Origin of the sequence: Polycladidibacter stylochi (assembly GCF_001562055.1) — a bacterium.
GTDB lineage: Bacteria > Pseudomonadota > Alphaproteobacteria > Rhizobiales > Stappiaceae > Pseudovibrio > Pseudovibrio stylochi.
The window spans coordinates 235897-252400 of sequence record NZ_LLWE01000018.1; the positions used below are offsets into that span (position 1 = coordinate 235897).

General features: G+C 47.3%; 14 protein-coding genes. 10 read left to right on the forward strand and 4 right to left on the reverse strand.

What is annotated here, in order from left to right; genetic code table 11:
• Window positions 1–67: 67 nt before the first annotated feature.
• Window positions 68–3505, forward strand: coding sequence for a DNA polymerase III subunit alpha (gene dnaE, locus AYK67_RS04370; RefSeq protein ID WP_068082816.1), 3438 nt, complete (start codon window positions 68–70; stop codon window positions 3503–3505).
• 102 nt (window positions 3506–3607) lie between these two features.
• On the opposite strand, the gene AYK67_RS04375 is transcribed toward dnaE, so the two are convergent.
• From AYK67_RS04375 to AYK67_RS04390, 4 genes are all read right to left on the reverse strand, one after another.
• Window positions 3608–4210, reverse strand: a complete 603-nt coding sequence (locus AYK67_RS04375; RefSeq protein ID WP_156453048.1) for a hypothetical protein — start codon at window positions 4208–4210, stop codon at window positions 3608–3610.
• Window positions 4211–4728: 518 nt separating this feature from the next.
• Complete coding sequence (locus AYK67_RS04380; protein ID WP_068082819.1) at window positions 4729–5064, reverse strand: hypothetical protein; 336 nt, start codon at window positions 5062–5064, stop codon at window positions 4729–4731.
• A 9-nt stretch (window positions 5065–5073) separates the two neighbouring features.
• Window positions 5074–5421 carry a hypothetical protein gene (locus AYK67_RS04385; protein WP_068082822.1) on the reverse strand — a complete coding sequence of 116 codons (348 nt, stop codon included), beginning with the start codon at window positions 5419–5421 and terminating at the stop codon, window positions 5074–5076.
• Between the two features lie 86 nt (window positions 5422–5507).
• Window positions 5508–5906 carry a DUF4410 domain-containing protein gene (locus AYK67_RS04390; RefSeq protein WP_068082828.1) on the reverse strand — a complete coding sequence of 133 codons (399 nt, stop codon included), beginning with the start codon at window positions 5904–5906 and terminating at the stop codon, window positions 5508–5510.
• Between the two features lie 490 nt (window positions 5907–6396).
• On the opposite strand from AYK67_RS04390, the gene rpsB reads away from it, so the two are divergent.
• The 9 genes from rpsB (at window position 6397) to bamA (ending at window position 16498) form a co-directional block, all read left to right on the forward strand.
• Window positions 6397–7188 carry a 30S ribosomal protein S2 gene (gene rpsB, locus AYK67_RS04395; RefSeq protein ID WP_068082831.1) on the forward strand — a complete coding sequence of 264 codons (792 nt, stop codon included), beginning with the start codon at window positions 6397–6399 and terminating at the stop codon, window positions 7186–7188.
• Between the two features lie 163 nt (window positions 7189–7351).
• Complete coding sequence (gene tsf / locus AYK67_RS04400; RefSeq protein ID WP_068082834.1) at window positions 7352–8275, forward strand: translation elongation factor Ts; 924 nt, start codon at window positions 7352–7354, stop codon at window positions 8273–8275.
• 65 nt (window positions 8276–8340) lie between these two features.
• Window positions 8341–9060 (forward strand): UMP kinase, encoded by a 720-nt coding sequence (pyrH, locus tag AYK67_RS04405; RefSeq protein ID WP_068082837.1) that lies wholly within the window; start codon window positions 8341–8343, stop codon window positions 9058–9060.
• 70 nt (window positions 9061–9130) lie between these two features.
• Window positions 9131–9688, forward strand: a complete 558-nt coding sequence (frr, locus tag AYK67_RS04410) for a ribosome recycling factor (protein WP_068082840.1) — start codon at window positions 9131–9133, stop codon at window positions 9686–9688.
• A 112-nt stretch (window positions 9689–9800) separates the two neighbouring features.
• Complete coding sequence (locus AYK67_RS04415) at window positions 9801–10574, forward strand: isoprenyl transferase (RefSeq protein WP_068082843.1); 774 nt, start codon at window positions 9801–9803, stop codon at window positions 10572–10574.
• Entirely contained in the window at window positions 10571–11440 is an 870-nt protein-coding gene (locus tag AYK67_RS04420; RefSeq protein WP_068082846.1) for a phosphatidate cytidylyltransferase, read from the forward strand. Before AYK67_RS04415 ends, AYK67_RS04420 begins: the two co-directional genes overlap by 4 nt.
• 42 nt (window positions 11441–11482) lie before the next feature.
• Window positions 11483–12661 carry a 1-deoxy-D-xylulose-5-phosphate reductoisomerase gene (gene dxr / locus AYK67_RS04425; RefSeq protein WP_068082849.1) on the forward strand — a complete coding sequence of 393 codons (1179 nt, stop codon included), beginning with the start codon at window positions 11483–11485 and terminating at the stop codon, window positions 12659–12661.
• A 164-nt stretch (window positions 12662–12825) separates the two neighbouring features.
• Window positions 12826–13968 (forward strand): RIP metalloprotease RseP, encoded by a 1143-nt coding sequence (gene rseP / locus AYK67_RS04430; RefSeq protein ID WP_068082852.1) that lies wholly within the window; start codon window positions 12826–12828, stop codon window positions 13966–13968.
• A gap of 157 nt (window positions 13969–14125) precedes the next feature.
• Window positions 14126–16498 carry an outer membrane protein assembly factor BamA gene (bamA, locus tag AYK67_RS04435; protein ID WP_068082855.1) on the forward strand — a complete coding sequence of 791 codons (2373 nt, stop codon included), beginning with the start codon at window positions 14126–14128 and terminating at the stop codon, window positions 16496–16498.
• Window positions 16499–16504 lie beyond the last annotated feature (6 nt).

Genomic DNA, 16504 nt, shown 5'->3' on the forward strand with positions numbered 1-16504 from the left:
CGACAACACATGCTTGGTGCAGCAAATTGGGTTTTCAATCCCATAGGGTAGTTCTTAAGGCAGTCGCATGACAGATCCGCAATTTATACATCTTCGCAACCATAGTGCTTACTCTCTTCTTGAGGGGGCTTTGCCTTTGGGAAAGCTTTTGGATTTGGCTATAGCCGATGAACAGCCTGCGTTGGGTATTGCAGATAGTGGCAACTTGTTCGGTGCCTTGGAGTTTTCGGAAAAAGCATTCGGAGCGGGTGTGCAACCGATTATTGGTTGCCAAATCACCGTTGATTTTGAAGATTTACAAGGTGAGGGGGAAGGGGACGAAGCCCTGTGCGATATGGTGTTCTTGTGCATCAATGAGCAGGGCTATGAAAACCTAATGGATTTATGCTCAAGGGCATTTTTGGATACGGAGCCAGGGCATAAGGCGAATATTCCTTTTTCACGTCTAGAGCAAAAGCATGAGGGGCTGATTGCCTTAAGTGGTGGTTTATATGGCCCCCTCAACAAAGCTTGTGCTCATGGGGGTGTTGCACTGGTTAATGCGCGGGCAGAAAAGCTGCGCGGGTTGTTTGGTGATCGCTTCTATATCGAATTGCAACGCCATGGTATGCGCGAAGAGAATATGAGCGAACCATTGCTGCTTGATGTGGCTTATGCGCTGGATATTCCTTTGGTAGCAACCAACGAATGCTTTTTCCCGACACCTGATGATTTTGAAGCACATGATGCGTTACTGGCGATTTCTGAGGGGCGGGTTTTAATAGAAACCGACCGGCGTCAGTTAACAGCCGAGTACTGCTTTAAAACCCGCTCGCAAATGGTGGAACTGTTTGCTGATTTGCCTGAGGCGGTGGAAAATACGGTCGAAATTGCCAAGCGCTGTCATTATCGCCCTTTGAAGCGCGCGCCTATCTTACCCCGCTTTGCAGGGGCGGATGCGGATGCGGAGCAGGCGGAAAAGGCCGAGGCGGAAGAGCTGACACGTCAGGCGAAAGAAGGTTTGCAAAAGCGGCTGGATATGAATGGTCTTGCGCCTGACTTGGCAGAGAAAGACTATTGGGAGCGGCTGGACTACGAACTTGGCATTATCATCGGGATGAAGTTTCCCGGCTATTTTCTTATTGTTGCCGACTTTATTAAATGGGCCAAGAACCAAGGTATACCTGTAGGGCCGGGACGCGGTTCTGGTGCGGGCTCGCTGGTGGCGTGGGCATTAACAATTACCGATCTTGACCCCATGCGCTACTCGTTGCTGTTCGAACGGTTTTTGAATCCGGAACGTGTGTCCATGCCGGATTTTGATATCGACTTCTGCCAGTATCGACGTGAAGAGGTTATCCGTTATGTGCAGCGCAAATATGGGCGCGAGCAGGTAGCGCAAATTATCACCTACGGAACGCTACAGGCGAAAGCGGTGCTGCGTGATGTGGGGCGTGTTTTACAAATGCCTTACGGACAGGTGGACCGGCTTTCGAAAATGGTTCCGGGAACGCCTGCTGCACCTGTGACGTTGAAGCAGGCATTGGAGGAAGAACCACGCTTGCGCGAGGCGGCACGGCAAGAAGAAGTGGTTTCGCGGCTTTTGGAAATGGCGCAGAAGCTGGAAGGACTATACCGCCATGCTTCGACACACGCCGCTGGTGTGGTGATTGGTGATCGTCCGCTTGAGCAACTGGTGCCGCTTTACCGCGATCCGCGCTCGGACATGCCGGTTGCCCAGTTTAATATGAAGTGGGTTGAAGCGGCGGGGCTGGTCAAGTTCGACTTTTTGGGACTGAAAACACTCACTGTTATTCAAACGGCGCTGGATTTGCTGAAAAAGCGAGATATTAATGTAGATATTTCTACTATCGCCATTGATGATCCGGACACCTATAGGCTTCTTGCTGCAGGCGAGACCGTCGGCGTTTTCCAGTTGGAAAGCCAGGGGATGCGGCGGGCAATTGCCGGCATGCGCCCCGACCGGTTTGAGGATGTTGTGGCCTTGGTGGCGCTGTATCGCCCCGGCCCTATGGATAATATTCCCATTTATAATGCGGTGAAACACGGTGAGCAGGAACCTGATTTTCTACATCCGCTTCTTGAGCCAATATTGAAAGAAACCAATGGCATTATCGTCTATCAAGAGCAGGTGATGCAGATTGCTCAAGTGCTTTCCGGCTACTCGCTGGGTGAGGCGGACTTACTGCGCCGCGCTATGGGTAAAAAAATTGCCTCTGAGATGGAGATTCAACGGGCGCGGTTTACCGAAGGTGCGGTGGAGCGCGGGGTCGATAAAGACCAGGCGGGTATGATTTATGACCTGGTGGCAAAGTTTGCCAACTACGGTTTTAACAAATCGCATGCGGCCGCCTATGCCTTGGTGGCCTATCAAACCGCATGGCTTAAGGCCAATTATCCGGTTGAGTTTCTTGCTGGTATCATGACGCTTGATTTGGGTAATACCGATAAGCTAGGTGATTTTCGCCAAGAAGCCATGCGTATGGGTATTGAGGTGGTGCCGCCTTCTATTAATCTTTCCGGTGTGCATTTTGATGTGCAGGATGGCAAAATTATTTATGCCATGGGCGCCATTAAAGGTGTTGGTGAAAGTGCTGTTGAGCACATTGTGCAAGCGCGAGGAGGAAAGCCATTCAAAAGTCTTGCTGACTTTGCCCAAAGAGTTTCTGTTAAGGTTTTGAACAAGCGTACACTTGAAAATCTTGTGGCGGCTGGTGCCTTTGATGAGCTCAATAGCAATCGTGCACAGATAATTGCTGGTCTTGATCGGCTGGTTGGTATGGCTCAACGGGCCGAGCAAAATGCCAACTCTGGTCAAAATGAATTGTTTGGCGGAGTGGAGGCTCCAGAGCCGCTCATTTTGCCAGATACAGACCCCTGGTTACCTTCAGAAAAATTACAACGAGAAATGGCGGCTGTTGGGTTTTACCTCTCAGCCCATCCTTTGGATGAATACCGCGAACTCTTTGAAAAGTTGCGGGTACAAATGTGGAAGGATTTTGAGCACTCGGTTAAAGCCGGGGCCGCAGCTGGCCGGCTGGCTGGAACGGTGGTGTCGCGCCAAGAGCGAAAAACCCGAAATGGCAATCAAATGGGGATTGTGCGCATTTCTGATCCGACCGGACAATACGAGGCGATTTTGTTTTCCGAAGGGCTTAATCAATATCGAGAGGCTTTGGAGCCGGGGGCTTCTGTCGTGCTATTGGTTCAGGCCGATATGCGCGATGATGAGGTTGGGGTGCGTATCCAGCAAGTGGAACCACTTGAAAAAGTGGCATCGCGCGTGCATCGTTCACTGCGCATTTTCTTGAATTCAACCGAACCAGTTGCTGTCCTAAAACGACAACTGCATGTTGGTGGTGATGGTGAAGTGAGCTGCGTGTTGTTATTGGATAATGGGCAGCGTGAGGTCGAGGTTCGTTTGCCAGGCAAGTATCAACTTTCGCCGCAGCTTGCTGGCGCACTGCGCTCTCTTCCCGGTGTTGTCGAGACACAAATGCATTAGGGCATTTTTTATTTGCTGGCCCAGTTTAATGAGGTTATTTTGTAAATAAGTGGTGGCAACAGTCAAGATGCCACCGCAAGCTGATAAGTAATTAGGCTGCTGTTAGAAAAGCCTTTGAATAAGCTGATCTGCACATTCAATTCCCATGTTTTGAACCAGGGAGTTGGCGTAGGAAGACGATTTCGTTACGTAGTCATCTAAAGGGTATTCTTTGATAATATTGCAGCTGGCTTGCGCAACGATTGTTCCGCTACTGGCAGAAATTAGAGTTGCTGTATTTTCATAGTTAAATTTAATTGAATTCGTGAAAGCACCTTGAATTATTTGTGATCGATTTGATTGCGGGGTCACTTCAAGGTAGTAACCGGTATATTTCCTTGCTGCTGCTTCTTTTTGTAGTGAAGCGATGCGCTCGTTCTCAGGAATTAGTTTTGTACTTTGTTTACTTGCAAAAATGCCTTTGAAGTTTACAGTCTTCTTATTTTTAAAGTAATCCGTTAAATCAGCAAGGAGTAGCGGCTGAGGTGCCTGTGTTGGTATCGCTGCTTTTTGTCGTTCTTTTTCTATGGTTTCATTCGTTAACCCCGGAATAGATTGGGCGAGCAGATTACCATTAACTGTCCGCTGGTGTTTTATGGCGGGACCAACAGCAATTATCACATCAGCATTGGCAATATTTGCTGCATCTTTTTCGGAGAGATTCATTGTTTTTGTACAGTTAGCCAGTGCAATAGCGAGTAGAACGGTAACAATTTTGGGGCGAGAGATCATTGGTATTCCTAGGAGATAATTGTTGCTTGAATTTCATATAGCGAATTATCAAGTGTGGCATTGGTCAAATTCGGCTGAATTAAGTTTTATGAACAATATTAGGATGAGCTTTATTGAAGCTGGTGCTCTAACTTTAGGGTCTGCAATTTGAGGTCGGTACAAGGCTGATATTTTGTATGGCACTGCATTGCATTTAAAGCACGATAAATAAGAAAGCCATGTGTATTGAATGATTTGCAGAATTCATGAAATGGGCACTGAGTGTAAAGAACTGCAAGAATACAGTATTGCTAATATATAGTTGTTATTTAATTCTATTTTTGACGGGGTTTCTAAATAAGTAACAGTAGTTAAGGTTTACCTACTGCTACTTTGATATGTCGCTGGCTGTCTTAAAGATTACACATCTTCGAAATAACAGTTCCCAATTTTCGAAGATGTGTTTTTAAAAGCTAAAAAATAGCCGCGATGATTTCATTGGCGCATTCTTTACCCAGTTTTACAGCAATAGAATTAGCCAATTTACTGCCAGCAGCATTAAACTCACTTAAATCATGTTCATCGTTTACCGTGCATTGGGCTTGTGCAAGGGGCTTTCCACCCTCGGATGAAGCAATGATTGCATAGGCACTATAGTGGAATTGAATATTTGTAAAAGGACCAATGCCGGTTATTTTCGAGGTGAAGCTACCGGGTTTGATATCAAGCATATAACCTTTGTAATTGGTGTGTTTTGCGTAGTCAGCGAGTTGCTTGATGCGTTCTTTTGACGTTACCGCCCCTGGCATAAATGGCCCTTATCTGGTTCCTGCGAACTGCATGGAATGGTTTGCTTTAAGGTGGTTAACTATTTGCTCCCTTAGGGGCGGAAGAGGTGCAATTTTGGCACGCGGTGCTGCTGCCATATCGTTATAAGTACCTGAAGCCAAGTTAACTGTGCCAATAATCGCCATTGCTATCAGGCCTTGACCCTGCATTGTACTGTCTTGGCGGTGTTCATCCGAATTGGCATTTTCAAGAACAATAATCGGTTGAGATGCCAGCTTTTTATGGTTTTCATCGGAAAGCTTGACCGTTTTCATGCAACTGGCTAGTGCTAGAGAACTCGCAAGTAATATTGAAAGCTTTTTAAAAATCGTATTCATTGAAAGGTTCCCAATTATAATATCTTGAAGGAAAAGGATCTTTTAGCTCCTTTTCCTTCATTTAAGTGATATCGTATAAGCTTGAATTACAGCTTTGATTTTTTCAATTCGTCGGCGATGCTTTGTGCGGCAACTGGCATGAATGAGCGGGCATCTTGTGTTGACGCGATTGCACCGCCTAAGAGCCAACTGTGTTTATCAACCTTAATGTGTCCCAGGTCCGTGCCAGTGCGGGCATCGCTTACTACGACATCGGCGTCAAAGTGCGAAGAGCCAAACCCAAAACCGATCATGGCGCGTGCCGTAGCGTTGCCATCTTCAAACTCTGTAATTTGCCCCGAGACGACAGCTACCGGTCCAGTGAGTTTTTCAGCTTCTGCTTTTGTGTTAGCAGCATGTTTTATGCGTATTACCTTTTGAAAAGCATAGGTGCTGCGCGTATAGTTATAAATCAGCTCACTAAACTTATTGGAGACGATTTGCATTTCCTCACGACTCTTGTCGATTTTATTTTCGGCATAGTCAAAGTCGCGAATAAGAATGATGTTGTAAGCGCGTAAGTCCGTTTCGGTTTTGTTTTTTCCTTAGGCAGTTTGTAATTTAGATGTGGTGCCACACGCTGTCAGGATACTAATAGAAAGAATGGCTAGAAACCTGAATATAAGCCTTGTAATCTGCGTATTATACATAAGTTGAAATCCCTATATAATCTCCCGCCCAGGAGTATTAGGTAAGTGTTATATATTTAGCAATTGTACTAATTTTGTATTTTTAGGTGTCGATGCGTTTAAGTGCTCAATAGTGTCTGTTGATCTTTGTTTGATAATCGCTTGAAATTTTCCGCAATGCTCCTTATAACGCCCACATCCCACACGCAGGGGCGGGTGTGCCTTTTGGTGCGCCCATCCGGTAAAGGCGCAGCATCTGCTGTTCCCCTGCGGAGGTTTAAACCGGAAAATCAAGGAGTTCAGGGTTATGGCATTGCCCGATTTTACAATGCGCCAGCTGCTCGAAGCTGGTGTCCACTTTGGTCACCAGAAGCACCGCTGGAATCCAAAGATGAACAACTACATCTTTGGCGTACGCAACAACATTCACATTCTTGACCTTGGTCAGACTGTGCCACTTCTACACCAGGCACTTAAAGCAGTTTCCGATACTGTTGCCGGTGGTGGTCGTGTGCTTTTGGTTGGTACCAAGCGTCAGGCACAAGAAGCTGTTGCTGATTCTGCCCGTCGTTCTGCTCAGTACTACGTCAACGCCCGTTGGCTTGGTGGTATGCTGACAAACTGGAAGACAATCTCCCAGTCCATTCAGCGTCTGCGCAAGGTTGAATCACTGCTTGATGGCGGTGAAGCAAACCGTATGACTAAGAAAGAGCGTTTGTTCCTTGACCGTGAGCGTGAAAAACTTGAGCGCAACCTCGGCGGTATCAAGGACATGGGTGGTATTCCTGACCTGATCTTCATCATCGATACCAACCGTGAAGCAATTGCTATTCAAGAAGCTCGCCGCCTGGGTATCCCAGTGGCAGCTGTGCTGGATTCCAACTGTGATCCGGATGGCATCACTTACCCTGTTCCAGGCAACGACGATGCCGGCCGCGCAATCACACTTTACTGTGATCTGATTGCCCGCGCTGCTATCGATGGTATTGCCCGCGCACAAGGTGGTATGGGTGTAGACCTTGGTGAGTCCGAGCAGGTTCTTGAAGAGCCTGCACTGGCTGAAGAAGCTACCGGCACTGAAGAGCAAGCTGAAGGTTAATCTGCGCTTGCTGTGAGGCTGCTTTGTCTCATGTGTACAAGTTTGTGTGGCGATTCTCATTTTTATGGGTATCGTCACACTCACGATGTGACACATCGGTAAACAGTATCCGGAAGTCGGGTTTGCCGATAATTGTTTTTCACTTCCGTCCAAGAGGCGATCGATGAGCATTACTGCTGCAATGGTTAAAGAGCTCCGCGAAACTAGCGGTGCTGGCATGATGGATTGTAAAGCCGCGCTGAAAGAAAACGGCGGCGATATGGAAGCAGCAATTGATTGGCTGCGCACAAAAGGTTTGGCTAAGGCTGCTAAAAAAGCTGGTCGTGTAGCTGCCGATGGCTTGGTAAGCGTTGCATCAAACGGTAATGTTGCAGCTGTTATCGAGCTGAACTCCGAAACAGACTTCGTAGCTCGTAACGAGCTGTTCCAGAAGCTGGTTCGTGATGTTGCTTCTGTTGCTGTGGCTACTGAAGGTGGTGTTGAGGCATTGGCCGCTGCACCGTACCCAGGCGCTGATAAAACAGTTGAAGCAGAAATCAAAGATGCTGTTGCAACAATCGGTGAGAACATGACACTGCGTCGTTCTACCCGTTTGAGTGTTAGTGAAGGTGTTGTCGCAACATACATTCACAGCGCTGTTGTTGATGGTATGGGTAGCATTGGTGTTCTAGTTGCTCTTGAATCTGCTGGTGCTGCAGACAAGTTGCAGGCACTGGGCCGTCAGATTGCAATGCACGTTGCTGCGACCAACCCAATGGCACTGAACGTTGATGAACTGGACCCTGCTGCTGTTGAGCGTGAGCGCGCTGTTTACGTTGAACAAGCTAAAGAATCCGGTAAGCCTGAAAACATCATCGAAAAGATGGTTGAAGGTCGTCTGCGTAAGTTCTACGAGGAAGTTACACTTGTAAAACAGTCTTTCGTGATCAATCCTGATCTGACTGTAGAGCAAGCAATCGAAGAAGCTGCGAAAGAAATTGGTTCGCCAATTAAACTGACCAGCTTTGTTCGTTATGCCCTCGGTGAAGGCATCGAAAAAGAAGAAACCGACTTTGCTGCAGAAGTTGCAGCTGCTGCCGGTAACTAATTCTATAGGGCGTCGGTTTTAATCGGCGCCCTTATTGTATCTAGAGACACGACAAGGGGTTTACTATGTCTCATTCACTGCGCTGGAAGCGGGTTCTTCTTAAACTATCAGGCGAAGCGCTGATGGGAGATCAGAGTTTCGGTATTGACCCCAAGGTCGTGGAACGGGTAGCTAGTGAGATTGCCGAGGCTGTTCGTCTTGGTGCCCAGTTTGGTATTGTTGTTGGTGGCGGTAATATTTTCCGTGGCGTTGCAGTTGCTGCCAAGGGTGGTAACCGTGTGACCGGTGACCATATGGGCATGCTAGCGACTGTCATGAACTCATTGACGCTTGCGGATGCGTTGCGCCGTCTTGGTATTCAAGCGCGTGTGCTGTCTGCTGTCCCTGTCCCTTCTATCTGTGAAACTTTTACCCAACGCGGTGCAGAACGTTACATGGAAGATGGTGATGTGATTTTGTTTGCCGGTGGTACCGGTAATCCATTCTTTACAACTGATTCTGGGGCGGCGTTACGGGCTGCAGAAATGCAGTGTAATGCCTTCTTGAAAGGAACGCAGGTTGATGGTGTTTATGATGCAGACCCCAAGCTTGTGCCTGATGCAAAGCGTTTTGAGACGCTTTCTCCAGGAGATGTTCTTGAAAAAGGTTTGAAAGTCATGGATGCGACGGCAATTGCACTTGCCCGCGACAATGCAATTCCTGTAGTTGTTTTCTCCATCCACACGTCAGGTGCGCTTGTAAATGTGTTACGAGGGCAGGGGCTGTTTACGGTTATTGAGGATTAAACGCGGTTGGGCCGAGCAATAGTGTTTTGCTGCTTGCGGTTTGGTTCTTTAAAATTCGAAAGAGGGAAAAATGTCTGAAGTAGACTTTGATGATCTGCAGCGTCGCATGAATGGTGCGATTACTGCCTTGAAAACCGAATTTTCTGGTCTGCGGACTGGCCGTGCCTCTGCCAGCATGCTGGACACGATTATGGTAGATGCTTATGGCTCGCCAATGCCAATTAACCAGGTCGCAACCGTTTCCGTTCCAGAGCCGCGTATGCTTTCAGTACAAATCTGGGACCGTTCGATGGTTGCTGCAACTGAAAAAGCAATTCGCGAATCCAGTTTGGGTATCAACCCGGTTGTTGACGGACAAACATTGCGTTTGCCGATTCCCGAACTGAACGAAGAGCGTCGCCTTGAACTGGTTAAAGTTGCTCATAAGCACTCTGAAACAGCTAAGGTTGCTGTGCGCCATGTGCGACGTGATGGTATGGATACCATCAAAAAGCAAGAAAAAGCTGGTGAGATGGGTGAGGATGATAGTCGGGTAGCTTCTGACAAGGTTCAGAAGATGACCGACGAGTTTATTGCTGAAATCGACAGTGTTCTGGCGAAAAAAGAGCAGGAAATCAAACAGATTTAAGCTCATGGCAACCGAGGTAACTTATGCTAGCTTGATTTGGTCTTGGTTACTTCGGTTGTGATTTATAGGAATATTTCTTTGCCTAACGGCAAGGGTAATAAGAGAGTGAAGTATGGCAGAACCTGCGGAGCTGTTAGCTGAACCTGTCTCTGAATGTGAGAAAGAGGGTTTGCCACGTCATGTTGCTGTGATTATGGACGGTAACGGGCGATGGGCGCAGAGTAAGGGGTTGCCACGCACAGAAGGGCACCGGCGCGGTGTGCAAGTTGTTCGCGATAGTGTTGCCCATGCGCAAAAGCGCGGTATAGAGTTTCTAACAATTTTCGGTTTTTCCTGCGAGAATTGGCGCCGACCAGAAAAAGAAGTTCAGTTCCTTCTTGGTCTGATGAAGCTTTTTATTGAAAGTGATTTACAAAAACTCAAAAAAGCCAATGTAAGAGTGCGCATAATTGGCGATCGCCACGACTTGCCCAAGGACCTGTTGGGTTTGTTGGAGCGTGCAGAAGCAAAAACTGCCGAGTGCACAGGGCTGCGTTTACAGGTGGCATTTAACTACGGTGGCCGGCAAGAGATTGTTCGCGCAGTTCAAGCACTTGCGCGCGATGTGAGTATGGGCCGTGTTGCACTAGATGCCATTGGTGAGACCGAGATTATTCAGTATCTTGATACCGGTGATATACCTGACCCAGATTTAATAATTCGTACTAGCGGTGAGCAAAGGATATCGAACTTTTTGTTGTGGCAGCTGGCTTATGCCGAGCTCTACTTTGCGCCGGAGCCATGGCCGGAATTTAATGCTGATGCTTTTGATCGGGCGTTACTTTCTTTTTCCAAGCGAAAAAGGCGATTTGGCGGCCTTGATGAAGAGCAAAGTGATAACACATGACAAAAGAAAACATGCCTAATAACAATAGAATCAAGCGGGCACTTGCTGCAAACCCGGATCTATTAACGCGTACATTCTCAGCGCTTATTTTGATTCCCATTGCGCTTTTATTGTTGTGGCTAGGGGGGCATTACTTTTTGGCGCTTGCTTTAGCGACGTGTATGCTCATGTTTTGGGAATGGGTTAAGATTGTTGGCTCGCGTCGGCGCGGGGCGAGTGGCTTGGCCGGCTTTTTGCTCCTTGCCGGTATTGGCGGTTTGCTGTTGTCCGGCCTTTATATATATGCGCTGCTTGCAGTGGTCATTGGGGTTATTTCTGTTTATGCGGCAGGCGGTTTTAGCAAGTCCGCACGTTGGGTGGGGGAAGGCTTTTTATACGCCTCCTTATCGCTCATTGCCATTTATAGCTTGCGATTGGGAGAGAACGGGTTTTGGGCTGTTTTCTTTCTTCTTGTTGTCGTATGGGTTACTGACGTTGGCGCTTATATTTGCGGGCGTTCCATTGGTGGTGCTAAACTTTGGCCAGCGGTTTCACCGGGCAAAACGTGGAGTGGTGCCATTGGTGGTTTGTTGCTGGCTGTTTTAGCTGGTGTCTTGATGGCACGTTTTGCTGGCTCGCAAAATTATGCTTATGTTATTGGTATTACTTTTATTTTATCTGTTAGCTCGCAATTGGGTGATTTATTTGAATCTGCGCTTAAGCGTCGTTTTGGTGTGAAAGATTCAAGTGCCTTAATACCTGGTCATGGCGGTGTTCTTGACCGAATGGATGGCTTGGTATTTGCCTGCGTGGTTGCATATATCATTGCTCTTATGATTGGTGGTGCCTTGGAGATGCCTGCGACGGCTTTATTAAGCTTATCGTAGGTTTATGCTAAATGATTTGGTCTGATAAGGTGAGTGTTTTAAATGCCTAAGAAGATAAGTATTTTGGGTGCGACTGGATCTGTTGGCCAGAGTACACTTAAATTCATAGGCACACACCCTGAGCAGTTTGAATTGGATACGGTGGTTGCCAACCAAAATGTGGCGGCTCTGATCGACATTTGCCGCCAATTTAACCCTTCCCATGTTGTTGTGGCAAATGAAGAGCTGCAAGGCGATTTGGAGGCTGCTGTTGGTGGCCTTGGGATATCTGTTTCGTCTGGTCGTGCGGCTGTACTTGAAGCGGCGCAACGCGATGTTGATATTTTGGTTTCTGCAGTTGTAGGTTCGGCAGGGCTGGAGCCTACGCTCGCTGCGCTGCGGGCAGGCAATCAGGTCGCGCTTGCCAATAAGGAATCCTTGGTGTGTGCCGGACGGCTGGTGTGCTCTGCGGCGCAAAAAGCAGGTAAGCCCTTATTGCCTTTGGATTCAGAGCACAACGCTCTGTTTCAGGTCTTTGAGACTCATAATGTTAAAGCGATAGATAAAGTTATCATTACGGCATCAGGGGGCGCTTTCCGGCAAAATAGCCGAGAAGAAATGAAGCTTGCAACGCCCGCACAAGCCTTGAGGCATCCCAATTGGTCGATGGGGCAGCGCATTACGATTGATAGCGCAACACTTATGAATAAGGCTTTTGAGGTTATTGAATGTCGGCACCTATTTCCTGTTTCTCCTGAGCAGATTGGGGTTTGGGTGCATCCGCAGTCTCTTGTTCACGGGTTGGTGCAATATAATGATGGCTCATTGCTTGCGCATATGGGGCCGGCTGATATGCAAGTGCCAATTGCGCATTGCCTCTCTTACCCTGAGCGTTTGCGTGTTAATGTCCAGCCTTTGGACTTAACCGAGATTAGTGCACTGACGTTTGAAAAACCGGATCTAGAGCGCTTTCCTTCTATGCGGCTTGTGGGAGAGGTTATGGCCCTTGGGGATGCTGCTGGTACCGTGTTTAATGCTGCTGATGAAGTCGCGGTCGAGGCTTTTCTAAAAGGCCAAATCGGTTTTCTTGATATTGTCGAAACTGTTGAGCACTGCTTGGAGATTTTCAACCAGCAAGGTGAGCTGGGTGGAGAGCTTGATTTGGAGGGTGTGCTTGCTCTTGATGCGCGAACACGTATTTGTGCGCATGAGAGAATTGTAAAACTGCAACAGGTTGCCTAAAATAAACCCACTTATAACCTAAAATGGTTCGGCTATAGTGAAATGTGTGCGCCTCGGTGCGTCTGTTTGGGGCGGCTTGAAACACTTTTCAAAGGTGAGCCTTAAGGTGTAATACTCATCGCAGTTGAAAAATAACTTATGGGCACTTGCCTGAAGGAAATGGTATGGATCTGCTAGACTTCCTATTTAACTCATTGCTTGGAACGATTGTTCCTTTCCTGTTTGTTTTGACGGTTGTGGTGTTTTTTCACGAACTTGGTCACTTTTGGGTTGCCAGACGTTGCGGTGTTAAAATTGATGCGTTTTCTGTTGGTTTTGGACGTGAGCTGTTTGGTCGTAATGATAAATACGGGACGCGTTGGAAGGTTTGCTGGATACCACTTGGTGGGTATGTGAAGTTTTCCGGTGATGAGAATGCGGCAAGCATGCCAAGTCGCGAAGAAATTGCGTCAATGGATGAAGAGACACGGCGAACTGCATTTTTTGCGAAATCTGTTTGGCAACGTATGGCTATTGTTGCGGCGGGGCCAATTGCCAATTTCATTCTTGCCATTGTGATTTTTGCAGGTTTGTTTTTCTTTTTGGGAAAAATGGAAACCGTGCCTCGGGTTGATGCGGTACGTCCTGATAGTGCTGCGCAGGTTGCCGGTTTTGAGCCGGGAGATATCATTTTACGTATCAATGATTCTGAAATTGAGAGTTTTGCCGATTTGCAACGAATCGTAACGGCCAGTGCCAATCAGGAATTGCGTATCGACGTGGACCGTGAAGGAGTTCTTGTTCACCTTAAAGCAACGCCAAAGCGGCAAGAGCTGACAGATCCGTTTGGAAACACTCAAAAGGTTGGTGTTTTAGGTATTGAGCATCGTGGGCGCTCTGGAGATGTCAAAGTACGTAGCTATGGAGCGCTAGAAGCGCTTGGCGCTGGTGCGCAAGAAACTTGGTTTATTATTGCACGTACTGGTGGCTATATTGCCGGTCTATTCCATGGCACCGAGGATACCTCGCAACTGGGTGGCCCGATCAAAATTGCAGAAGTGTCGGGCCAGGTAGCCGCGCATGGCATTATACCGCTTGTTAACCTTATTGCAGTTCTTTCAGTTTCCATCGGCTTGTTAAACTTACTTCCCGTACCCGTCCTAGATGGAGGACACTTGTTGTTCTATGTTATTGAAGCTGTTCGGGGGAAACCGTTAAATGAACGAGTACAAGATATTGGCTTCCGCATAGGAATCAGCTTAGTGTTGCTACTGATGATTTTTACAACTTGGAATGATTTAAGGACTAAGATCATAGAATGGTTGTGAAAAGCTCAATTACGTTGGTGATTTTGTTGTTATTATGGCGGACAGTGGTTGCTTTCATTGGTAAACCCTGTACAAAGTTGCTAGGTGTTTAAAGAATCCATCCATAACCTATGGCTGCATCTGTAGCCTGGGACGAAAATAAAGGCATAGCAGTTCTATGCAGTCATTTAAGAATTTGTCGCGTATCTCACTGTTGGCATTGACCGTTGCGGCGCCGGGAGCTGTGCTGGCGACGAATGTTCCGGTTATTGGAGCAGGCCAGGCGCAAGCCGCTGTTGTGAGCAGGGTAATTGTTAAAGGTGCTACCCGTGTCGAGGATGATACAGTTCGTAGCTACTTAACAATTAAACCCGGAAAACAATTTAGTGCTATTGATATTGATGAAAGTTTGACCACGCTTTATGCGACAGGTTTGTTTTCTGATGTAACTATTTCACAAAAGGGAAGTTCCCTGGTTGTTGAAGTGGTTGAAAATTCTGTGATTGGCCGTGTTTCCTTTGAAGGTAACAAACGTATTAATGATGCCGCGCTTAAAGGTGTCGTACGTTCTACTGAACGTGGGATGCTGACACAGGCACGTGTGCAAAGCGATGTGCAAAATATTTTAGAAGCGTATCGTCGTTCTGGCCGTTATCGTGCTTCCGTTGAGCCGAAGATTATTGAACGCGGTAATAACCGTGTTGATTTGGTTTTCGAGATTCAGGAAGGGGATAAAACAGGCGTTTCACGTATTAGTTTTATTGGTAATAAAGCCTTTAGCGATTCTCGCCTGAGAGACCAGATCAAAACACGCGAATCCGGCTTGTTAAGCTGGTTGCGAACTACCGATGTTTATGATCCTGACCGCTTGGAAGTGGATCAGGAAATGCTAAGACAGTTCTACTATCAGCATGGTTATGCTGACTTTAGGATTGTTTCCGCTGTGGCTGATTTGGACCGCGAGCAAAATATCTTTTATGTGACATTTACTGTGGATGAAGGTGATCCATACACATTCGGTGATATTGAAATCGATAGTGCGCTAAGTGCCGTTGATACTGAGTCCTTGCGTTCGTTCGTACGCACGAAATCCGGTGATACTTACAACTCGTTAGATGTTGAAAAAACTCTAGAAGATTTGACGATTGAAGTTTCCAAGGCTGGTTACGCTTTTGCGCAGGTTCGCCCACGTGGTGATCGAGATTACGATGCGAAAACAGTTTCTGTGACCTACTATATTGAAGAGGGCCCACGTGTATACGTGGAGCGCATCAATATACGCGGTAATGACCGTACACGTGAATATGTTATTCGCCGTGAATTCGATATTGCCGAGGGTGACGCTTATAGCCGGGTGTTGCTGGATAAAGCAGAGCGCCGCTTGCGTAATACACGTTACTTCAAGAACGTGCGGATTACGCGCCAACAAGGCAGCGCTCCAGACCGTGTTATTTTGAATGTTGATGTTGAAGAACAGCCAACTGGTGAGATTTCATTCGGTGTTGGTTATTCAACTTCGGACGGTGTCATTGGTGATTTGTCAATTACCGAGAAAAACTTCCTAGGTCGCGGTCAGTTTGTTCGCGCGGCTGTTGGTGGTGGTACCGAGAACCAGAAGTACGAATTCAAGTTTGTTGAACCATTCTTTATGGGACGGCGTATCTCTGCTGGTTTTGATGTTTATAGACGTGACTATAAACAATCCAGTAACCGCTCTTATGCGGAAACTTCGACTGGTGGCGGCGTGAACTTCGGTTTGCCTCTTCGCGAAGATGAGCTTGTGTTGAACTTGAATTACAAGCTTTATCAACGTGATCTAACGCGTAGTAATGTCGGTGATCCGACGCCTGAAAACTGTAAAAAGGCAGGTGTTTCGTTCGCTGTTTGTGACTCGCTCGGTAAATACCTGACATCTTCTGTTGGCTTCTCACTGGTGTATAATACACTTGATAATATGATGAGCCCGCATGAAGGCGTTTTTGCCAAGTACAGCCAAGATTTTGCTGGTGTCGGTGGCGATTCTCAATTCACACGTAGTGAGGTTCAGGCGAACGTTTATCGTGAATTGGTTCCTGCCTGGGGTCTGGTTGGATTTACGAAAGTGACCGGTGGCGCGATCAACTCGTGGAACAACCGTTTGCGCGTCTCGGATCAGTTCCAAGGCAGTAGTGATCGCATTCGCGGTTTTGCAACAAATGGTTATGGGCCACGTGATGCGAATGGCGATGCAATTGGCGGGCAATACTATGTGGCTGGTACTGTCGAGGGTAACTTCCCATTCCCTGTTTTCCCAGAGGAGCTTGGTCTTTCTGGTGCAGTGTTTGCGGACGCTGGCTCTCTTTGGGGAGTTGATGGTGAATTGTCGGATGTTATCAAACAAAATGGCAGCTCTGTTAATTCCGAGAAATTTGATTTGAGAGCCTCTGTGGGTGTCGGGGTTCTGTGGCAATCACCATTCGGGCCACTTCGTGCTGACTTCGCTTGGCCAGTGGTCAAGAATGATGCCGATAAAACTCAGGTGTTTAAGCTGAGTGGTGGTACGCGCTTCTAGTCTTAA